This window comes from uncultured Anaerotruncus sp., assembly GCF_902490045.1.
GTDB lineage: Bacteria > Bacillota > Clostridia > Oscillospirales > Ruminococcaceae > Anaerotruncus.
This window is the reverse complement of the sequence record NZ_CABUCJ010000012.1, coordinates 14,235-36,143: the sequence shown is the minus strand read 5'-3', so window position 1 is coordinate 36,143 and position 21,909 is coordinate 14,235. Positions and strand designations below refer to the sequence as shown.

Here is a 21,909-nt window from a genome sequence, read left to right as displayed (position 1 = left end):
GGGGCGCGGTGGCAGACCTCGCCAAACGGCCTGCCGAGCGCCGAAAGCCCCGCCACGGCGATCACCCGGTCGTTTCCCGGCGGGATGACCGGCTCGGTGGAATTCGGGAACTTCACCGGCAGCCGCCGGGAGCCGTCCGCCTCGAGGAAGAGCGCGTCGGTGTGCGCCGCGAGCCACGCGAGCGTCCCGGGCGCGGGCGCGGCGAGCTTCCCGGGGGCGCCCCGCGCCGGCGTGCCGGCAACGGCGATCCGCCCGGACGCGAGCGCCCGCTCCAGCGCGGCGGGATCGCCGTCGCAGACGACCGCGACGCGGCCGTCTGCCGCGGGGCGCAGGATGTGGGTGGTCGTCCCCGCGCCCACGCGCAGCCCCCGCCGCGCGTATTCTCCGGCGAGCGCGTACATGAGGGTGGTCTTGCCCCCCGCGCCCACGATGGAAATGATCCTTTCCCGCCCGGGGATGAGCCCCAGCCGTTCAGAGAGTTCCATGCGGTTTCCCTCCCTCCCCGTCCCGGAACTGCCCGAGCAGAAATTCCGCTAGCGCGCGCGCTGCGGGAGAGAGGCGGCCGTCCCTGCGCTGGACGAGGTAGAGCCGCCGCCCGAGCGAACCTCCCTCGAGCGGGAAGGCGAGCAGCAGACCGAACCGCTCGAAATCGGCGGCGGCGCGCCGGGAGAGGATGGAAATCCCCAGCCCCTGGGACACGGCGCGCTTGATCGCCTCGGGGTCGTCCATCTCGGCGGCGACCTTCAGCCGTTCGGGCGGGATCCCGATCCCCTCGAGGAACCGCTCGAATTCGCGGCGGGTGCCCGACCCGGCCTCCCGCTGGATGAACTTTTCCCGCAGCAGCAGCGAACGGGGAAAGCCCTCGCGCGGCAGCGCCCGGTAGCGTTCGGTGCTGGGGGTGACGACGACGAGCTCGTCGCCGCACAGGTCGTGGAAGACGCAGCGCGGGGCGGGGATCGCGGTGCCGGTCATGCCGAGGTCGGCGGTCCCGTCCGTGACCTGCCGGACGACGGCGGCGCTGTCACAGCGGACGCTGCGCACCGCCGCTTCGGGGTGGGCGCGGCTGAATGCGGCGGCCGCGCCGGGCAGGACGTACTGCGCCGGGATGCTCGACGCGGCGACGGTGACGATCCCGCCGACGGGCGGGGCGGCGGAGGTGACGGCGGAAATCGCGTCGTCCCGCAGGCGGAGCAGCTTCTGCGCGTAGGCGTAGAGCCGCCTGCCCTCCTCGGAGGGGTAGACCTCCTTGGTGGTGCGCACGACGAGCTGCACCCCCAGCTCCCGCTCGAGGGAGCGGATGTGGGCGCTGATCGTCGGCTGGGTGAGGAAGAGCCGCTCCCCCGCGCGGGAGAAGCTGCCGAGGCTCACCACGGCGGAAAACGCCTCGAGCTGTTTAAAGTCCATCCGCCTGCCTCCCTTTCCGGAAAAGTCCGACTTTTCATCCATTATACCAAGACCCTGCCCAAAAGTCATCCTTTGAGGCTTGTTTTTTTGGGCAAAGTGGGCTATGCTATAGATAATCCCGATAGATCCATGATAGCACAACCCGGCGGGATATTCCATCCCCGGGCGCGGAAAACGGGAAATCGCACGGAAGGGAGGCTTGCATCGTGGCGGAACAGGAAAAACGGCTTACCCAAATGACCTCCACGGCCGGTTGAGCGGCTAAAGTCGGACCGGGGGTCCTCGCACAGGTTCTGTGTGGCTTACCAAAATTCCACGATGAAAACCTGCTGGTCGGCTTCGATACGAGCGACGACGCCTGTGTCTACCGCATCAGCGACGAGCTCGCGCTCGTGCAGACGGTCGATTTCTTCCCGCCGGTGGTGGACGATCCCTACGCCTTCGGACAGATCGCGGCGGCCAACGCCCTCTCGGACGTCTACGCGATGGGCGCCGTCCCGAAGCTCGCGATGAACCTGCTCTGCTACCCCTCCTGCCTGCCGCAGGAGACGGTGCGGGCGATCCTGGCGGGAGGCGCGGACAAGGTGCGCGAGGCGGGCGCGGCGCTCGCGGGCGGGCACACGATCCAGGACAACGAGCCGAAATACGGCCTCTGCGTCAGCGGCTTCGTCGACCCGCGCAAAATCCTCGCGAACACCGGCGCGCGGCCGGGCGACCGGCTGATCCTCACCAAGCCCCTCGGGGTGGGCGTGCTCAACACCGCCGCGAAGGCGGAGCTCATCACGCCCGCGGCGTTCGCCCCGGCGATCGCGTCGATGTCCGCCCTCAACCGCGCTGCGGCGGAGGCCGCGGCGGGCTTCCCGGTGAACGCCTGCACCGACGTGACCGGCTTCGGCCTGCTCGGGCACGCGTTCGAGATGGCGGAGGGCTCGGGCGTCACGATCCGGCTCTTCTCGGGAGAGCTTCCCCTGCTGGAGGGCGCGGCGGATTTGGCGGAGATGGGCATCCTGCCCGCCGGGGCCTACGCCAACCGCGACTACGTCGGGGAGCGCGCCGCCTACGGCGCGGGGGTGCCGCGCGTGCTGCGCGATCTGCTTGCCGACCCGCAGACGTCGGGCGGCCTGCTGCTCGCGGTGCCGGAGGCGCACGCGGACGCGCTGCTGCGCCGCTTGAAGGACGTCTTGCCCTGCGCGGCCGTGGTCGGGGAGGCGGTCGAACGCCAAGCCACTGCAATTATTGTGGAATAGACACAAAGAGCGACTGATGGATTCAGTTGCTCTTTGTTTTTGCGGGCGGAAAATGGCGGACCTCCGCCAAAAAGGTGGTTGATTTTCCACAAGGAATGGATTACAATAAAAGCGGTTAAAAAAGACCGAGACAGGAGGAATTTTTCATGATGAACGAAACTTTGAAAACGATCTATGAGCGGCGCAGCATCCGCGCCTACAAGCCCGCGCAGATCACCGACGAAGAGCTCGACACGGTGCTCAGGGCCGGCGAATACGCCCCGAGCGCGAACAACCAGCAGTCCGCGAAGTTTGTGGCCGTTCAGGACCCGGCGGTCCTCAAGGAGCTGTCCGATCTCGGCATGAAGGTCAAGAACCTCGACAGCTCCCCCTTCTACGGCGCGCCGACGGCGGTGCTTGTCTTCGCGAAGAAGGGCTGCTCCGAGCCGTTTGCCGACGGCTGCCTCGCGCTGGGCACGATGTTCCTCGCGGCCAAATCGATCGGCCTGGGTTCCTGCTGGATCAACTGCGTCAAGAAGATCTTTGAGACCGAAGAGGGCAAGGCGCTCCAGAAACGTCTGGGCGTGTCCGAGGACTATATGAGCGTGGGCTCCTGCATCCTCGGCTACTCCGCCGAGGAGGAAAAGGACGCCGCCCCGCGCAAGGACGACTACGTCGTTTACGTGCGGTAACAAAACAGGTAAAAAGGGGGACGGTTCAAAGAACCGTCCCCTTTGTTATTCCAGCGAAACTCGAAACCGTTTCCCCAAAGCCGAGCCCGCGGATAACCTTGATCATTACGGTGTTACTGGCATCTTGCACAGTAACACTGCGATGCTTTTTAGTTATTATAACATGAGGTTTTCGCAAAGGCAAGGGGGATTCCACGGCAAAAATACAAAAAATGAAAGATGTACACAAGTAACAAACAACTGTTTCGGATGAAAAAACTCCGCCGCGCCCTTGCCTTTTTTGCGCGGATTTGCTATACTATCATCGTATCCGCCGGTATGATGGAATTGGCAGACGTGACGGACTCAAAATCCGTTGGTAGCGATACCGTGCCGGTTCGACCCCGGCTACCGGCACCATTTGAAAAGGCTCCCAGGTCACTTTTGTAGGCTTGGGAGTTTTTCTTTCGCTCTTTTTTAACAGGGAAAGATACATTTTAAATTAGCTGTTCAAAACTTGGCGTGCCCCAAAAGTCCCACCTGGAATAGGTGGGACTTTTTGCAATAATGCAGAAAAACACAAGCGATAGGGGTTGGTTTGCTCTCTATCGCTTTTTTATTGACTTTGCAGAAAAGGCCAGCTAGTCGGACAGATGGTTTGTTACTATTAAATTTAGAGAACATATGTTCTGATATTTGGCTTATGCAGACAAATCTTGTGTTCCTGTTCGGGGTTATATAGGAGGTGATATAAAAAGAAAGAGTATCGCGGGTGGGATGGTGGGTTACATAGAGCGTTACAAATTATTAGCAAAAAGGAGGAAGTTTTATGCCAAGCACAAACAAATTGCCAAATTCGGATTTGAACCAATGGGTCGCAAGCGACCGGCCGGTCATGGAAGATTTTAACCGCGACAACGAGATCATTGACGGCCTAGTGGGACATCTCAAAAAAACGCCCTATGTCGGCGCGGACGGCTATTGGTATGTGTGGGACACCGACACGGCCGAGTATGTGAAGAGTGAAACCAAAGCGCGCGGCGAGATCGGCCCGCAGGGGTCCAAGGGCGAACAGGGCCCGCAGGGTCCGAAAGGTGATACCGGAGAGAAGGGCGACACCGGCACGGGGTTCCAGGTGCTGGGGCTCGTTGAGACGGCGGCAGCGCTTGCTGCGGCGCATCCGACCGGTACAGCGGGCGACGCCTATGCGGTTGGGACTACGGCGGACAACCATATCTATGTCTGGTCAGATGAGAACATGTGGAAAGATATCGGAAAACTGCAGGGCCCGCAGGGTTTGCAGGGGGAACAGGGCCCGCGGGGAGAGCAAGGTCCACAGGGGGTTGCCGGTCCGCAGGGTGAACAGGGACCAAAAGGCGAACAGGGCATCCAGGGCCCGGCGGGTCCGCAGGGACCGAAAGGCGATCCCGCTACGATTAATGGAAAGGCACCCGATGCAGACGGCGCTATCTCGCTGACCGCAGACGATGTGCCCGAGAGTGACACACGGAAATATGTCAGTCCGGAGGAGAAAAGCAGTTGGAACGGCAAGGCGGCCCCGGCGCGGAACGTGACCGCCACGCTGACGGCGGCGGGCTGGGTTGGAGACGCGGCGCCCTATACGCAGGCGGTGGCGGTCGCGGAGATCGCGGGTGAGCAGACGGCGGGGACCATCGGACTTGCGGCGGGCACGACCACCGAGCAGTACGACGTGGCGGCTTCGGGCAAGCTGCTGCTCACGGCGCAGGCGGCCGGGCAGATTACCGTATCCGCGTTTGGGGAGAAGCCGGGGGTCGATATCCCGGTGCTGATTACGATTGTGGGGTGAAGAAATGCTGAGCACAAATCTGCCCTGTGGCGTAACAAAAGGCATATTAAACCCACCGGAATTTACTTATACCGGACAATGCGAACTCATTACAGAAGAGGGGAAAGGATGGAAGATCCGATTTTTGACCAGCGGAGTTTTTCAAATGCTATCCCCAAGCAAAACAGACGCAGATATTTTTCTCGTTGGCGGTGGCGGGGGCGGTGGAATCCATGGGAACAACGGAGGCGGTGGCGGCGGTGGTGGTGGGTACACAAGAACCGCAAGAAAAATAACCATTTCCGCTGGGACCACCTATTCCATTGAAATTGGTAGTTTCGGCTGGGGCGCGTACAGAGCGGGCCAAGGGTCAGACGGAGGCGCAACCACGGCTTTCGGCCAGACGGCAGGGGGTGGGAAGCTCGGCGGATATGGCACATCCACCACAGGAAAAGGTGAAACTGGAGGTGCCGGAGGCTCCGGAGGAGGCGCCGGTGCAGAACCCGGGCATACAGCAATCGGATACGATGGAGGTACTGATGGAAGCGACGGTGAATCCAGTGCTACAGGGAGTATGGGCGGCGCTGGACAGCATATGACCACGCGGGAATTCGGAGAGGCTGATGGAGCGATCTACTCCGGCGGTGGCGGCGGTGGCGCCAATTCCTATGGAGTCGGTGTTGGAAAAGGTGGTATCGGCGGCGGAGACGGTGGGCCGGGTAATGCCGCAGCAGGAAACGGGACCTTTTTTGGCGGTGGCGGCGGCGGTGGTGCCGATACGCCCAGTACGGACTATTCTATTGGTGGGAATGGTTATCAGGGAATCGTCATCATTCGAAATCACAGGGAGGTAACTTCATGAATTACGCGATTATTCAAAACGGCGTGGTGGTGAACGTGATCGTCATCGCGCCATATAACACATCCGATTTCCCGGACGCGGTTCCCGTGGGAGACAAGCCGGTCGGGATCGGCGACGAATATCGGGACGGCAGGTTCTGGCGGAACGGTACGGAGGTATTATCCTCAGTCAATTCGAATCTTTCTACGTCAGAATCACAAGGGATTTTGAAAAGAATCTTCAGGAGGTGATCAATTATGCTGACAAGTTGCTTTTTATCCGGGGGAGGTTCGTCCTTCCCCGGCGGCTGGGTCGACGTGCCGCAGTTTACCTACACGGGACAGTCCGAAACCATCGTCGAGGAGGGGATCGGGTGGAAAATCCGCTTCCTGACCTCGGGAACCTTTACCCTGCTTTCTCCGGACCGCATGATGATCGATGCCTTTCTCGTCGGAGGCGGTGGCGGTGGAGCCAGTGGGAACAAAACAGCCTATTATTCGGGCGGCGGTGGCGGTGGTGGCTATACGGAAACATATTTCGCCCAGATCGAAAAAGACGTTCCCTACGATATTGCCATTGGAGCCGGCGGAGCAGCCGGGCAAAACGGCGGTATAACATCCGCGTTTGCATATTCGGCGGAAGGAGGAAGCGGCGCAAAAAATCAGATTGGCGGTGATGGAGGAAATAAAGGCGGCAACGGCTCGCTTAAGGAAGGCATTGGAAATGACGGCGCGTCCGACGGAAATCCTGGACAGGGGGTCACCACGCGCGAATTCGGAGAGGCGGACGGTGAAGACTATGCTGGCGGCGGCAGTGGCGCAGGTCGTTCCGGTGGCACTCCGTCACTTAAAGCAGGTGGCACAGGCGGCGCATCTGGCGGAAAAGGGGGAAATGATTCCAACGATTACGGGGACGGCCGGCCCGGATCGAATATGGCCGGAAAGGGAGGAAAAGGCGGCGGTGGCGCCAGTATTTCGGGTTACAACTCCAAAGGCGGCGGAGGCGGAGGCGGTGGAAACTATGGCGGCGGAGGTGGTGGCGGTGGATACGCCAATTACAGCACTACAAGCGCCATATCAGCCGGCGGCGCGGGCGGTCAGGGCATCGTCATCATCCGCAATCATCATGTTAAGCAGACAATTCAATAGAATTATAGCGAAAAGGAGGACAAAAATGGCAAGTACAAATAAATTTCCGAATACGGGTTTAAACCAGTGGGTCGGGACCGACAAACCCGACATGGCCGATTTTAACCGGGATAACCAGCTGTTGGATGCGATGGTTGGCCACCTGACCAGGACTCCATACATCGGTGCGGACGGCTACTGGTATATTTGGGATCAGAATCTGCAGGATTACTCCAAATCCAACCAGAAGGCGCAGGGAGAAACCGGCCCGCAGGGAACCAGGGGGCCGGCCGGCCCGGATGGCCCGCAGGGGGAACCGGGCGCGGGGTTGAAGATTCTCGGACTGTTCGAAACCGTAGCGGCTCTTGCTCAGGCTCACGCGACAGGCAACAGCGGCGAAGCATACGCGGTGGGGACCGCTGCGAAAAATGAAATCTATGTCTGGTCCGCGGATCGGAATGCATGGGTGAGCGTGGGAGCTTTGCAGGGGCCGCAGGGCCCACAGGGCGAAGCCGGGCCGCAGGGCCCGGAAGGTAAAGAGGGTCCCCAGGGAACGCAGGGAATTCAAGGCCCGGCCGGCCCCGTGGGGCCGCGAGGCGAAACAGGACCGCGAGGCGAGGTAGGTCCCCAGGGGCCGAAAGGTGAACCCGGTGCTTCCCAAGTCATTACGGTGACGCTCGCCGCAGTAGACTGGACGGGAGATCCGGACCAGGGTTGGTGGACGCAGCCAATTTCCGACAGCCGGATTGTTGACGGAACCGTTCTGGAGCTGACTTTCCCGGCGGCGTATCTGAGCAGGCTCGAAGCGGACGGAAGCGTGATCATTCTACGCAACTATGGTGGTGCAGCGACCGCATATGCATTGAAGGCTGCGCCTACAGCGGATCTTACCGCACAAATTGAAATCAGAAAGGTGGATATGTAAATGGATACTTGGAGCAATTCTGTTGGAAACCGCGGCGGAAGCGGCGTGGGCCGCATGATGCAGCAGGTAAAACTGCCGCGCAGCACACTGAGCGGACAATCTTCCAGCTTTATGCAGGAGTTGACCATGAGCCTGACGGGCTGGACCAGCTACGGCTACAATATGTCGCTTACCTGGGGAGACACTGTATACGTGCAGGTGGGCAATAACATGCTTACCTACAATAGAATCACCAAAACACAGGGAGAAAAAATCTCTATGGCTGGAAATTATAGCGACAGCATGCGATTCATTCCCATTATCGTCGACCAGCGCGCGTTCCTGCTCTCCGGTTCTGGGGGCTATTTTAGCGTGCTGGATCTGGCATCCGGGCAGGTTACCAAGCTAAGTTCGCCGCCCTTCAGCGGTTCTTTCTACAACGATTTGTCATACGTCCTTCCGGTAATGCGCTACGACCGTACTTATAACAAAATCTATGCGGCAATTCCTATCCGGTATTATTCCAATGGCTCTTCTTATGGCTACGAATTGACCGCTTACGATGTGGCATCAAATACCTGGACGCTTCTCTACCGTAATAAGGACTCTTTTTCTTTATCCAATTATCAGGGCAAAGGATGCCTGATCGATTTCAACGAGGACACAGTCAAATTTGTCTGCAATATGGGCCGCATTTCCGGCAACCCCTGGAGCTTTACCACGCCCAGGAACGCGTCCCCCAGCGGCGGCGTTTTTAATGCGACAGAAACCGTTTATACCAAACTGCAAGGGCATCCCAGCAATGATTATACATCTGCCGCTACCATTGTACAGACGGATGATAAGGTATTTGGCCTACAGGGAAGCAAACTCTTTACCTTCGATTTATTCACTGGAGAAACCAGTGATGAGAGCCTGTTTGGTGCGGTCCCGGTCTCAAATAGCGGAAGCTTTCCGGCCGCGCAGGCCTATGGGTGCAACTATTGCAACGGTAAGCTGTGGTACTGCGACGGCCAGCGTCTGTTCTCGCTGGATTATGACTTGACTGTGAAACCGGACGGCCCTCTGGTGTGGAAAATTTTCAAGGGGCAGAAATACAGCGCTCCGGACCCGATTACGCTGCATAAGCTTGACGGCAGTACTTTGGAGATTACCCCCGGGCAGCAGGAGGCGATCTCCGATATTGAAATACACATCGGTGAGTATGACAACAACCAGACGGACAAATATCTACTGATCGAAAATTGAGGTGAAGAAAATGTATACATATTTTAAGTTTGACGGGACGCAGACAGTCAACGGCGCCGCTCCGGAAACGATTATCCGGGCCTTCGGATGGACAGTGGACAAGCCGCTTTGGTTCATTGAGGTGGACGGGGAAATCCGTTACAACCTGATCGGCAGCGAGGACGACATCAAGGCGTTTATTGAAGAAAGCGGAGATCCGCAGGAATAAGGACACTTAATTGGGGGGCCGCCTCTGCGGCGGCTCCCCTTGAAAGGAGACAAAATATGAGTCCGCAAAAGACGGATGGATGTGCTTGGGACCAATGCACATTTACATGGAGCGAGCTTGCATTATCGGGTAAGAGCTGGGCGGAGTTGGAGGTCTGTCAGCCCCGTCCGGACCCGGACCCGAGTGCGGGCTACACCTGGGAGGACATTGCAAAGGCGGAACTGGAATGGCAGATGCTGACAGACGAGCAGCTTTCCTGGCAGGAGTGGCAGGAGCTGATCCCCGGCGGCAACTGGGAGGATTCCCTCATGGTTTCCATGGCGGAGGGGGACGCGCTCGTTTTGCAGATAAACGCCCTGAACGTGCCGGCGGCGAAGGGCGTCACCTTCGTCATCGTCTATGACCCCGCGGCGGCATCCTGGGAGGGCTTCCCGCAGGAGGGAATCGGACTCAGGGTGAACGGCGGCCTTACCCCAATGGTGGCGTCACATGAAAGCGGGGAGCTCAAGCTGCACTTCCCCATCGTTTCAGAATCGCCGTGGACAGGCATCATCACCCTGCTTGGATTTCGCGCACAGAACACGGGAGAACAGACCTTTGCCCTGAAGGGAGGCACAATATGACAACCTATGAAGATAACAACAGCATGAATGCGGAGCTCACGGAGGAAACGGCTGCTCAGGCTGCGGTTCCCATGGCGGCAGCCGCAAGCGACCGCGCCGAGTACATAGACGCAGTCCCGCGCGAATACGTGGAGGCGCCCTACCGCATTGCCTACAAGGGCAACGAGACGGTATCCCTTAACAACGGCGCTTTGCAGCTTTCTTATACGGACGTCCATCTGCCGGGTAGAAACGGCTTTGATCTCGATGTGGTGCGTTCCTACGATTCCACTGCATCGGGCATGCAGTATGCCATCCCGGATAAGACAGGCGGAAGCTGGTACGGTCAGGATGTCCGGGAATACACAGAACTGCGGATGCGGTACATGTATTTCAAAAGCACAAACGAGGTCAACAAACAGAGGGAAAGCAACGGATTCTCGAAGGACGATTATTATGTTGAAGACCTCAAGGGCAAGCGCCTTAAAACCATCGCCCGCCCGAACGATCATTTTCTCAAGCTTTATGGATTGGGTTACGGCTGGAGGTTCAACTTTCCCTCCATCGAATTCGTTGAGCCGACTGAGATCATGGCGGACAACAACGAGCTGCGCGGCACCATGTACCTGCACCTGGACGACGGCCGCTCCATTACAATCGCCCGCAACTATGACAAAAGGGTCTGGGAGTTGGAGGACTATGAGGAAAAGGACATCACCTTCTCCTACTCTGCCAGCCAGACGGTGGTGGCCCACCGCAACGGCCGCAGGGACGTCTTCTCCGGTACGGAGGAGGATATCCGGCTTCAGTATATGGAAGACAAGTTCGGAAACAGGATCTCTTTCAGCTATACGAATGGCCGTCTGAGTCAGATCACCGACACCATGGGGCGGATCATCAAGCTCAGGGAATCGGGTTCGGGCAATATGAAAACCCTCTATTGGCAGCAGGAGGACACCGGGGATATCCTTTGCAGGTACTCTGTGCAGGACAACCTGCTCGTGGACGCACGCGCCGTCATCCACGAAGGGGCGGAGCGCGTCACCGCTTACGAATACACTCCGAAGGTGGGAAATACCCGGCTCTTTTTGAAAACCAGCCAGTCGGCGGACGACGGCGTCGACATCACCTACCAGGCCCTAACGGCCATCCGGCATCCCTCGGGCGCCCGGACGGAATATACCTACCAATCGATCAGCCGGGATCTTCCCAGCTGCATGCACGGCACGGTCTACAGCTTCGCCGTGCAGACCCGTAAAGACTTCCCCCGTCCTGAAGACCGGTCCGTCTCTCTGCACGAAGAGAAGTACAGCTATGCGACGGGAGAGCTGGACCTGACGGACAAGCAGGCCAAAAAGGTGGGCGTAGAAGGCTTCGGGGCGGACTATACGAAAACCGCCACGGTGGAATACCTCAAGGACGGCGTTACCGAGAAAAAGGTCATCAGCAGCTTCGAGAGCAGGCACGGCATGCTGTCGACGGAGGAGACCTATCATGTGGTCTCCGGCGCGGCCAAGCTCGTGGGCAGGCGGGCGATTACATATGAGTTTGAGAACCGCGGCAAACGCAAGCTGCCCGTCTCGGAGACGGACACGGTATATGACCCGCAGAGCGGGGCCGCAATGTCCAAGACGATGACCTGGGCCTATGACTCCAAGGACAACGTCACCTCGTATACGGAAAGCTATCCGCAGGACGCCTCCGGCAACCAGAACGTCGCCATGACTTATGACCTCTCCTACAGCGTCATGACAGGCAAAACGACGGCGAATACGTTGGGCGCTGTTCGGGAGGCGTACACCCTCACGGCCGATAAAAAGCTCGTGGCGGAAAAACGGGTTTACGACGGTGACATCCTCAAGGAGCGCGCCTCGTATGAATACGACGGACAGAACCGGGTGATCCGGGAAAAGCGGTATTATGGCGAACCACTGGATACCACGGCGGACTGTGTCGTCACCGAGTACGCCTACGGCGGCTGCTCCCCCGACCCCACCGAGGTGCGGCTCCTCGGCGTCAGGGACGCGGACGGGAACCTGATCTCCGCCACGGACACGGCGGATGCGGCGGGAACCATCAAGCGGAGGGCGGAATTTGACTGGTATGGCCGGCAGACCTCCGCGACGGACGGCAACGGCCGCACCTCCACGGTGGAGTACGACGGCATCGGCCGCAAAGTGAAGGAGACCAACCCGGACGGCACCTTCCGTGGCTCCGAATACGACGACGCCAACAACCGGATTATCGCCACGGACGAGGCGGGGAACCGGACGCTGCTCCAGTACACGCCGCTCGGCCAGATCGAGAGGGAATCCCTGTTGGACGGGGAGGCGGAGATCCCGGTGGCGTCGTTTGCATACGATCACCTCGAGCGGATGACTGAGCAGGCGGCCTACGGCGGGGACGGAGCGATCAAAAACCGCACAGCGCAGACCTACGACCTCTACGGCAATGTGATTTCCAAGACGGTGACGGACGCGGCGGATACGGAACTTTACAAGGAAACCGCCGTCTATGAACCTGTCGTGGAGAGCAGGTATTCGCGCGTAACCAAGACGGTTGACGGGGACGCCGCCGCGCCCTCCGTGATCACACAGACGACCAGCGACCAGCTCGGCCGTGTGGTTGAAGAGCGCGTGAAAGGACCTGTGGATTCCGTCAATGTCCACGGCTATGATAAGCTGGGCAACAGGATCTCCACAATCGACCCGAACGGCAATGTGACCACCTGGGAATATGACCACGTCGGTCGGGTGGTGAAGGAGACGAACGCGGCGGGCAAAACGACTCTAGCGGCCTACGACGCGCTCGGGAACAAGGTCTCCGCGACCGACACCAAAGGGAACGTCACACGCTTTGCCTACGATGCGGCGGGGCGGCTGCTCCGGCAGGAATCCCCGTTTGAGGGTGATGCCTGCGCCGTTTCGCGGTACTTCTACGACGCGGCGGGCAACGTCCTGCGGCAGGAGGTGCTGTGCAGCGCGCCGGGCGAGACAGAGACATGGCGGAGGACCGAATACCGCTATGACGACCGGAACCGTGTCATTGACACGATCCTGTTCGAAACGGACGGAAGCGGAAACCGCACGCGGTATGAATACGACGCGGTGGGCAACAAGACCGTGATGTATTCCGGCGTGCTCGGCGATTCCCTCGACGGCGCGGCCAAAACCACCTGCGAATACAACCGCTTCGGCAAGGTCACCAAAATGGTGGACCCGCGCAGCAACGCGCTTCCGGCAGATGATCCGCTCTATCTTGTGGAAACCAACGCCTATGATGCGGTGGGGCGGCTGGTGAGCAAAACCGACCGAAACGGGGTCACGACCGTCTATGCCTACGACGCGCTGGATCGCGTGCTCTCCGAGACGGCGACGGTGGACGGCACGGTGGAGAGCATTACCCACAGTTACACCAGGACGGGACAGAATCTGTCCGACGTGAACGGCACCCTCACGGTGACCAACCGTTACGACGCGCAGGGCTGGCTCGTGGAGCAGGTGGAATCGGACGGCGTTGTCAAGAGCTATGCCTACGACGCGGCAGGCAACCGCACCGGCTTCACCCTCACGCGAAACGGTGTGACGGAGATCTCCCTCAGCTATGCCTATGACAGCCTCAACCGTCTGGCAGAGGTAAAAAAAGGCGGGACGGTGATCGCGCGGTATGCCTATGACGACAACGGGAACCGCGCCTCGCTCGAATACCCTGAAAGCGGACTTGCGACCGCCTATGCCTATAACGCGGCGAACCTCGTGACCACGCTTGAAAATAAGCGCGGAGACAGGACGGTTTCCTCCTTCTCCTACACTTACTACCTCGATGGCAACCAGAAGAGCAGGACCGAGGCGGATGGAAGGGTGACGAGCTACGTCTACGACAGCATGGGCAGGCTCGCGCAGGAGAGCGAGGCGGAGGGCAATACGATTGCCTATTCCTACGACCGCTTCTCCAACCGCTCCACCATGACGGTAACGGGCGGCGAGACCTACACGACCACCTACAGCTACCATCCCAACAACTGGCTGTTGGCTGAAGAAAAGCGGGAGAAGGATACTGTGGAAACCTTCCGTTACCGCTACGACGGCAACGGCAACCAGGTGTACCGGGAGTGGAGCAAAACCGGGCCGGACGACGGGACGGCGCCGCGCGTGGGGTATGTCCCGAACGGATTCCGCCGCGATATTGCCACATTGGAAATAAGAGGGTATAATGGATTTAATCAGATGGTATCCCTCTACGCGGACGGCGAGCGGACGGCCTACACCTACCGGCCCGACGGGCTGCGGTACGGCAAGACCTATGGGAGCGGCGCGGACGCGACGGGCGTCATCCACCTGTGGGACGGTCAGAATATCGCGGGGGAGATCGGCGCGGCGGGGAACGTCGTGGCGAGATACCTGCGCGGGGCGAACCTGATTGCCCGCGAGCAGGACGGCGCGGCGCAGTACTACCTCTTCAACGCGCACGGAGACGTGACGCAGCGGCTGGACGCGCTGGGAAACCAGCTGAAGAACTACCGGTACGACGCCTTCGGCAACGAGGAGAACCCGGAGCCGCTGGACGTGAACCCTTTTAGGTACTGCGGGGAATACTTCGACCGCGAGACGGGCGACTACTACCTGCGCGCGAGAAGCTACGACCCGAGGACCGGAAGGTTTACTGCCGAGGACCCCATTTTGGCCAGAAAAATGAACATTTTTGACCCTTATGGTAACTATCAGGATATAGAACTGACAGGCGGAGTCTTTAATGATATAGAAAATGGATTATTTATAATTGAAGATTCACTCAGCCACAATCTGTATCCTTATTGCATAAATAATCCACTAAGATTCGAAGATCCCAGTGGATGTGCTGTTGATAAAAAGACCCCTCCGACAGAAAAAGATGGATATGTCGCGCCTAAAGGTGGACCTAAAGAAGGGAAAACAAAATCTGGTGAAAGAGGATGGATCGACAAAAACGGAAATGTATGGGTTCCTCGGCCCGACGGGACTCCCCAAGCGCATGGCGGGGGACACTGGGATGTAAACCGCCCAGATGGAAAAGGTTATGTTAACCGGTATCCTGGTGGCCACGAGCGCCCAGGTGCTGGAAAAGCTCCAAATTTGCCAGAAATACCCGTGCCAGCACCTGCACAAAACACACCGTATATGGATCCGGATATCTGGGTGGGAGTTCTAGCGTTGGGATTGATACTTTTATTTATTATGTTATTATGGTGGTTAGCTAGTAGCTTTGCAATTCTAATTGCAATTTGATGAGGTGCATACGATATGAAACGAAACAGGTTAGATGAAATGAATAATCTTGCATTGGAAAAGCTTAATCAAGGGGACTTTTTTGAAGCTCAGGCTTGCTTTCGCGAGAATACAAAAGAATATCCTGAAGCGCTGTGTTTTAACAATCTTGGGGTGTTCTATACTACAGAAGGGCTTTTATTAAAGTCTGGAAAAGTACGAAAATCACTAGCTTTGGGAATTAAATATTTGGAGCGGGCAAGGAGGTTAGGCGTGTCATCTCCAAAGAACTTATTGGCACTTGGTAGTGCATACTATGATCAAGGTGAGTTGGAAAAGGCAAAAAATTATTTTCTTAAAGCAATCGAGTTGGGGGAAGATGCCATAGCACCCTACAACTTAGGAGTAGTACAGTTTTTGTTGAGAGGTTACAGGGTATCAACAAAGTATTTAGAAAAATCCTTTGAACAGAGCATCTTGGATGGAAAAGATATGGATGAGAGTTTAGTGTATGTATACTCTTTGATTAACTATGACGTTTCAAAAGGCAGGAATGCTTTGGAGAAAGTGTTAGCAGCGAAAATCCCTCACATTGAATTGGATACCTTTGTTTTAGCCTATTTGTGCCAAGAGTTAACTTTAGCAAAGAGCTTGGTTGAAGACATGTTCGTTTCTTGGGCGGTTCCGCCAGTTGTAATGGCGATGGTGTTTGATTGTATGTTTAGTCTTGGACTTGCCGACGAGGCTAAAAAATACAAAGTTTTACAAGAAAAAATTCTAGGAGAATATAATTATAATGCAAGAAGGGAGATTTGTGAGATCCGAAAGATATATATGGACAAGGATTATCGGGACGGCCTGATCAAGTCTTACAAGTTTCAGCCGTTATTAAAGCGAGGCTGTTATTACATTGGGTGTAAATTGCATCCAGAATGCAACCTTTAATTCGTATGGCGCAAAAGCGCCCCTGCTCGGCAGGGGCGCTTTTTTCACGCGAAGGTCCATAAAGAAAAAAATATTAAACCGCAAAAAATGACCATTAAAAATTTTGAGTTTACACCATTGGAATCAGTTTCCGAAATGATTTCATCATAATATTCTTCCCAATAGTAGACGTTAATCATCCCCCCCAATGGCGGGTTTTGGGCCGTTCCACAAGAAAGTTTATCTTCTACCACTTTGCCATTCACGTTAAATTGAACAATGGTGCAGGGAAAAAAGTATCCTTTGAAGCCAACAACTGTGGCCGTATAACATACTCCATATTTTACAATTCTCCGATATTTTCTCCACTCCATAATAAGAATAAATATTGAAATTATGGAAAAAAGTGCTTTTATGCCGACTGCTACTTCACGGGAGAACCCCATTCTATTCCCTCCCCAGTGTTAAGTGCTGCTCTGCTTCTTTATTCTATAATTATTGGAAAAGAAAGTAAATTGTTGCTGCGTGAGAAATAAGAGGATATAATGGTTTAATCAGATGGTATTCCTCTACGCGGACGGCCTACACCTACCGGCCCGACGGGCTGCGGTACGGCAAGACCTATGGGAGCGGCGCGGACGCGACGGGCGTCATCCACCTGTGGGACGGTCAGAATATCGCGGGGGAGATCGGCGCGGCGGGGAACGTCGTGGCGAGATACCTGCGCGGGGCGAACCTGATTGCCCGCGAGCAGGACGGCGCGGCGCAGTACTACCTCTTCAACGCGCACGGAGACGTGACGCAGCGGCTGGACGCGCTGGGAAACCAGCTGAAGAACTACCGGTACGACGCCTTCGGCAACGAGGAGAACCCGGAGCCGCTGGATGTGAACCCGTTTAGGTACTGCGGGGAATACTTCGACCGCGAGACGGGCGATTACTACCTGCGCGCGAGAAGCTACGATCCAAGGACCGGAAGGTTTACTGCCGAAGACTCTACGCGCAGTGCCGAGATTTCTTTGCCGGGAGACAAGAAAGCAGTTGACCCACTCAGCCTCAATATCTACACCTACTGCCATAACGATCCGATCAAATATGTTGACGTTACGGGTAATTTTGCCTTATCGGCAGCGGCGCTTGCACTGCTCATATCCATGGGCGTGGGCGCAGGGATCGGTGCCTTGATTGGCGGTGGATTCAATATAGCCGTACAGGGATTTACAAAGGGTTGGGACAATATAAACTGGAAAGAGGTTGGTATTAATGCGGGGGCAGGTGCAGGTACAGGAGCACTGTCTGGCTCGGGAATCGGAATGCCAATCGTTATGGCTCTGGACGCTATTATAGGCGCGGGCGCTTATGCGGGAACGCAGAAAGTGAATGGAGAAGAAATTGACCCATTGGCAATGGCAGTAAGCGCAGGGTTAAGTGCTTTTGCGGGATGGATTGGTGGAAACGGCAAAGTCGTGCTGGACGATCTTAACGATGTTTTATCTCATGCAAAACTTAGTGAAATGATGGGAGACCGTTTTGTCAAAGAGATCGCCTTATTTAATATTGAAAAAATCATTTCGGGGTCAGTACTGTCTTCCGGCATTCGTACATTCGCCGGGAATATGATTACCTTAGGGCAGGAGTCTCTTGTCAAGTTCGGAGGGAAGATTTCCGATTGGTTGCAAGATCTGCTTGACAATCTTGGTGGCTTATTTAATCAGCCGAGACGGAGGGATAGAGAATTCCAAGAACGCAGAGAACGAAATGCAAGGCGCACTGCATAATAAGAATGGGGGCGACAATTTGTTACGGACTGGTTATGTAGGTTTTGTAATGATGGTTTTAATGTGGATATTTACGGAGAGGGCGCTCCCAATACGAGAAAAAAACTACGCCAAGTGGAAGCCGCCGAAGATCATAAAATTCCTGTATCCGAAGGATACCAGGGTAGTCACATTATATAATATGGTTTTTTCGGTGGTGGCTTTTTGCCTGAGTATCTGGTATCAGATAAAATATATCTATTGGTGGTCTATTGGAGAGACGAGGGAATTTGTTCAGCACCCTGGGCTTGTGCTCCTGGGACTCTGGGCTATAAATGGTTTTCTTGGAGTATGGTTTTATTATCTGGATTACAGAAGAAGCCGTTCTTTTATGAGGCGAAAAAATCGATATAAGTTTTAGAATGAATTTTTATATTGAGCCGCTGCTTATTGGTAGCGGCTTGCTTCTTTTTATGAGGATTATATATTCTTAATAGTTACAAAGTAGTCCTTTGATCCGTTGTCTCGCGGGGGAAAAGAGGGTATAATGGGTTTAACCAAATAGTACCCTCTACGCGGATGGCGAGCGGACGGCCTATACCTACCGGCCGGACGGGCTGCGGTACGGCAAGACTTATGGGAGCGGCGCGGACGCGACGGACACCATCCACCTGTGGGACGGTCAGAATATCGCGGCGGAGATCGGCGCTGCTGGGAACGTCGTCGCGAGATACCTGCGCGGAACGAACCTGATTGCCCGGGAGCAGGACGGCGCGGCGCGGTACGGATGGGGGTAATTGTCATTAAAAAAATACTAAGTCTTGCAGCAATTTTCTTAATCTCTGTTCTCTTCATCGCAGCCGTCCAAAAGCCGGCCCCCGGCCCCCTATACCTATATGAGCGGGATGACTTATACGGCTATATGGACCGGCAGGGGTACATTGTGATTGGCCCGCAATATCGGATTGCAAAACAATTCCGAGAAGGGCTGGCCGGGGTAGTACGGATGGACGGAAATACTTTCGAGTATGTTGATTACATTGACAACCAGGGGAGGACCGTAATTTCCGACAACCGTTTTCACGCGAGTAAACCAGGCTGGTTCGACTCGTTCCACGAAGGAATCGCAATTGTTGACACTGATACAAGATGGTCCGGCCAACTGCTGATCGATAAGAGAGGCAGATTGGTCACTGACCGGGTTTTCAAGAGGTCAATCTTTACTTTCAGCGAGGGTTATGCTGCCTGCTCAAATCTTCTGCCATATGCCGCACCGGTTCCAGGCAGCGAAAGGATGATTAGGGCCTCTTACCTAAACACCGAAGGGGAATTGGCAACAGAGAAATGGTTTAACGAAACAAGGAGTTTTTCAAATGGGTTGGCCGTCGTCGGCAGATGGAAGGATGGAGATATCCGATTTTTCGCGAGCGATAAACAATATGCAGTTATTAATCGGGACTTTCAGCTTGTGACGGATTACCGTTTTGAGGAGGCCGGGTCCTACCGGGACGGACGGCTTGCCGTCATGATGGGAGGCAAATGGGGATATATCGACGGGCAGGGAAATCAGTTGATCGCCTGCAAATACGATCCTTATAATGGGGTCGAAGGAGGGCAGTATCTGTCCATACCGGAACCTTTGGAATTGTTTTTACGTGATGCAGACACGTTGGGGTTATACGACTTTTCTGAAGGCTTGGCGTCAATCTATCAGGATGGTAAATGGGGCTATATCAATACCTCGGGCGAACTGGTAATCCCTCTGCAGTTTGAACTTGCGCGGCCGTTTTCGGAAGGATTGGCGGCCGTGAAACAGGACGGCAAATGGGGATTTATCGACCAGACCGGAAAGGTCATGATTTCTCCACAGTATGACTACGTTTTAAACTTTCAGGATGGCCTGGCAGTCGTCGGTGATCAGGATGGCAGTTACAAGTGCTATATCGACCAAGACGGACAGAAAATCCGGAATCGGGCGAAGCGGTCATAAACTTATTCAGGAGCGCCTGCGGCACAATTGGCCGCAGGCGCTCCTGCCAAATGGAATAAAAACCATGTGGAAGACCGTGCGAGCTTATGACTACCGTCGGAGCGTCCACACCTTATTGGAATACTCTGGAACAGTGATTTCATTCATGGTGATCAGAAAGAGGGGAAGAAAATGAAAAAACGAATTGACGCCCTGCTGGTGGTCACGTTGATAATGGCCAACCTTCTGTCCGCCTGTACTGTCAGTATGCAAGGGACGCTTCCATATGGTGTATGGCAAAATGAAACGCTTGGTTTGACGCTCAACATTACGGAACCGGTAGAAATTAAAATTATACAACCGCCGATAGAGGCTATTGATTCTACGAAACCGATAGAATATGAGCGCATGGTTTATACTGGGACCTATGTGATTGACGGAGTAGAAACGGATATTTTTATCCTTTTCTCTAATCATGCAAAAGAATTTGATATTTTTGATGCTGCCGAATATCCCGCAGTCTACGATGAGGCTTATTTCCACGGATCGTATAAATTCGACGATGAAGAGCTCCGATACAACGTCATAGGTTTGTGGGAAGAGCGCACAGGCATCCCGGAAATCATCTTTACGAAGATCGAGGACTACGCAGTAGAAGAGAAATGACACTGTTGTTTGCTTATGCAAAGATTCAGGTACATAGAACACGATTTAAAAATGTCAGGATTTCCAGTTGGCGAATGAGGTAAAACTGCTAAAAGGGGACCCGCGGTCTAATTGACCGCGGGCCCTCCTTTTTTATGTGTACGCATCGGTTTGAGGGGCTGCGGAAAGTAAATAAGATAACTCAAAGTTATCAAATACATAAAAAATTAGTATTTTTAATTATCAAAAATAGACTATATAATGAACATAAACAAAAAGAATGTGTGTGAAAAAAAGAAACTGTATAAAATGCGACATGCGTTTTACCAAGGGTGTTTTGGTGCGGCAGAGGGCCCACGGCAGGGCGCATGATGAAAAAAGAAGTCAGTAAGGAGCGGAATTCATGGCGAGGATTGACCGGGCATGGAAGCTCAGACAGCTATTGGAGTCGGGCGGGACGCTGTGCTGTCCCGCGGTGTATGACCCGCTCTCCATCCGCATGGCGGAGCAGAGCGGCTTTGAAGCGGTGCTTGTCAGCGGGTCGTCGATGTCCTGCGAGGTGATCGGCACCTCGGACGTGGGGGTTCTCTCCTACGGGGAATACCGCAATACCCTTTTGAACATGCTGTGCGTCTCCTCCATCCCCATGATCGTGGATATCGATACGGGATTTGGCGGACCGGTTACGATTTTCCGCGCGGTCCGGGAATACGAGCAGATGGGGATCGCGGGCGTAATGATCGAGGACCAGACCTTCCCCAAGCGCTGCGCCTACTACGACGGGCTGCGCGTGGCGGACGTCAGCGAGATGCGGGTCAGGATCGAATCCGTGCTGAGGGCCAGGACGGATCCCCACTTTTTCCTGCTGGCCCGGACCGACGCGGCCGCTGACGACACACAGGGAATGGATGAGGCGCTCCGCCGCGCGAAGCTCTACCGTGAATGGGGGGCGGACGGCGTGTTTATCAGCACCCCGAGGACGGAAGACGACTTGGTTCGGATCGGCCAATTGGATTTTCCCACGGCCGTCTGCATCACGGAGGGCAGCGCCACGGGCGGTTACAGCGCGGCGGATTTTGAACGGATGGGCATTCGGTTCGCCTTCTTTCCCCAGTCGCTGACCCGCGCCTGTATTCGCACGATGCGGCTGGTGCTGAACGAACTGAAGGCCAGGGGCCGAACGGACCACCTGGGGGATATCTTCTGCACACAGGAGGAACGCGCGGCTTACACGGGCCTGGAGGCCTACATGAAATTTGAAGCGGACGTCATGGATCGATGCAAAGAATTGGACGCGCGCGGACAGTGAAGCGCGGGGAAAGGAAGGACCGGTT

19 protein-coding genes and 1 tRNA gene are annotated in these 21,909 nt (G+C 55.9%); 17 read left to right on the top strand and 3 right to left on the bottom strand.

Annotated elements, in window-relative coordinates; all coding sequences use genetic code 11:
- Nucleotides 1–485, bottom strand: a 485-nt coding sequence (yqeC, locus tag RDM88_RS02700; protein ID WP_308752964.1) for a selenium cofactor biosynthesis protein YqeC, incomplete at its 3' end; no start/stop codon positions are given.
- A complete protein-coding gene (locus RDM88_RS02695; RefSeq protein WP_308752962.1) occupies nucleotides 472–1,404 on the bottom strand; it encodes a selenium metabolism-associated LysR family transcriptional regulator in 933 nt (310 codons plus the stop codon). The genes RDM88_RS02695 and yqeC, both read right to left, overlap by 14 nt.
- 236 nt (nucleotides 1,405–1,640) lie before the next feature.
- Between RDM88_RS02695 and selD the strand changes: the two genes are divergently transcribed.
- The 13 genes from selD (at nucleotide 1,641) to RDM88_RS02630 (ending at nucleotide 16,226) form a co-directional block, all read left to right on the top strand.
- A complete protein-coding gene (gene selD / locus RDM88_RS02690; protein WP_308752968.1) occupies nucleotides 1,641–2,651 on the top strand; it encodes a selenide, water dikinase SelD in 1,011 nt (336 codons plus the stop codon).
- Nucleotides 2,652–2,797: 146 nt separating this feature from the next.
- Complete coding sequence (locus RDM88_RS02685) at nucleotides 2,798–3,322, top strand: nitroreductase (RefSeq protein ID WP_308752960.1); 525 nt, start codon at nucleotides 2,798–2,800, stop codon at nucleotides 3,320–3,322.
- A 312-nt stretch (nucleotides 3,323–3,634) separates the two neighbouring features.
- Nucleotides 3,635–3,721, top strand: a tRNA-Leu gene (locus RDM88_RS02680).
- A 409-nt stretch (nucleotides 3,722–4,130) separates the two neighbouring features.
- Nucleotides 4,131–5,129 carry a hypothetical protein gene (locus RDM88_RS02675; RefSeq protein WP_308752958.1) on the top strand — a complete coding sequence of 333 codons (999 nt, stop codon included), beginning with the start codon at nucleotides 4,131–4,133 and terminating at the stop codon, nucleotides 5,127–5,129.
- Nucleotides 5,119–5,970, top strand: a complete 852-nt coding sequence (locus RDM88_RS02670; RefSeq protein ID WP_308752956.1) for a glycine-rich domain-containing protein — start codon at nucleotides 5,119–5,121, stop codon at nucleotides 5,968–5,970. Before RDM88_RS02675 ends, RDM88_RS02670 begins: the two co-directional genes overlap by 11 nt.
- Nucleotides 5,967–6,200 (top strand): hypothetical protein, encoded by a 234-nt coding sequence (locus tag RDM88_RS02665; RefSeq protein ID WP_308752954.1) that lies wholly within the window; start codon nucleotides 5,967–5,969, stop codon nucleotides 6,198–6,200. The genes RDM88_RS02670 and RDM88_RS02665 overlap by 4 nt, the downstream gene beginning before the upstream one ends.
- Before the next feature lie 6 nt (nucleotides 6,201–6,206).
- Nucleotides 6,207–7,097, top strand: a complete 891-nt coding sequence (locus RDM88_RS02660) for a glycine-rich domain-containing protein (RefSeq protein WP_308752952.1) — start codon at nucleotides 6,207–6,209, stop codon at nucleotides 7,095–7,097.
- A gap of 25 nt (nucleotides 7,098–7,122) precedes the next feature.
- Complete coding sequence (locus tag RDM88_RS02655; protein ID WP_308752950.1) at nucleotides 7,123–8,001, top strand: hypothetical protein; 879 nt, start codon at nucleotides 7,123–7,125, stop codon at nucleotides 7,999–8,001.
- On the top strand, nucleotides 8,002–9,228 hold the full coding sequence (locus RDM88_RS02650) for a hypothetical protein (protein ID WP_308752948.1): 1,227 nt from the start codon (nucleotides 8,002–8,004) through the stop codon (nucleotides 9,226–9,228).
- Between the two features lie 10 nt (nucleotides 9,229–9,238).
- Entirely contained in the window at nucleotides 9,239–9,436 is a 198-nt protein-coding gene (locus RDM88_RS02645; protein ID WP_308752946.1) for a hypothetical protein, read from the top strand.
- 146 nt (nucleotides 9,437–9,582) lie between these two features.
- On the top strand, nucleotides 9,583–10,059 hold the full coding sequence (locus RDM88_RS02640) for a hypothetical protein (RefSeq protein WP_308752944.1): 477 nt from the start codon (nucleotides 9,583–9,585) through the stop codon (nucleotides 10,057–10,059).
- Nucleotides 10,056–15,302, top strand: a complete 5,247-nt coding sequence (locus RDM88_RS02635; protein ID WP_308752942.1) for a polymorphic toxin type 37 domain-containing protein — start codon at nucleotides 10,056–10,058, stop codon at nucleotides 15,300–15,302. The genes RDM88_RS02640 and RDM88_RS02635 overlap by 4 nt, the downstream gene beginning before the upstream one ends.
- Nucleotides 15,303–15,317: 15 nt before the next feature.
- Nucleotides 15,318–16,226, top strand: a complete 909-nt coding sequence (locus tag RDM88_RS02630; RefSeq protein ID WP_308752940.1) for a tetratricopeptide repeat protein — start codon at nucleotides 15,318–15,320, stop codon at nucleotides 16,224–16,226.
- A gap of 44 nt (nucleotides 16,227–16,270) precedes the next feature.
- On the opposite strand, the gene RDM88_RS02625 is transcribed toward RDM88_RS02630, so the two are convergent.
- The gene (locus RDM88_RS02625) at nucleotides 16,271–16,651 is read right to left on the bottom strand and encodes a hypothetical protein (RefSeq protein WP_308752938.1); all 381 of its coding nucleotides are present in this window, start codon (nucleotides 16,649–16,651) and stop codon (nucleotides 16,271–16,273) included.
- A 263-nt stretch (nucleotides 16,652–16,914) separates the two neighbouring features.
- On the opposite strand from RDM88_RS02625, the gene RDM88_RS02620 reads away from it, so the two are divergent.
- From RDM88_RS02620 to RDM88_RS02605, 4 genes are all read left to right on the top strand, one after another.
- Nucleotides 16,915–17,982, top strand: a complete 1,068-nt coding sequence (locus RDM88_RS02620; protein ID WP_308752936.1) for an RHS repeat-associated core domain-containing protein — start codon at nucleotides 16,915–16,917, stop codon at nucleotides 17,980–17,982.
- Between the two features lie 766 nt (nucleotides 17,983–18,748).
- Nucleotides 18,749–19,951, top strand: coding sequence for a WG repeat-containing protein (locus RDM88_RS02615; RefSeq protein ID WP_308752934.1), 1,203 nt, complete (start codon nucleotides 18,749–18,751; stop codon nucleotides 19,949–19,951).
- Nucleotides 19,952–20,122: 171 nt separating this feature from the next.
- Nucleotides 20,123–20,596 (top strand): hypothetical protein, encoded by a 474-nt coding sequence (locus tag RDM88_RS02610; protein WP_308752932.1) that lies wholly within the window; start codon nucleotides 20,123–20,125, stop codon nucleotides 20,594–20,596.
- A 382-nt stretch (nucleotides 20,597–20,978) separates the two neighbouring features.
- A complete protein-coding gene (locus RDM88_RS02605) occupies nucleotides 20,979–21,884 on the top strand; it encodes an isocitrate lyase/PEP mutase family protein (RefSeq protein ID WP_308752931.1) in 906 nt (301 codons plus the stop codon).
- Nucleotides 21,885–21,909: the final 25 nt, after the last annotated feature.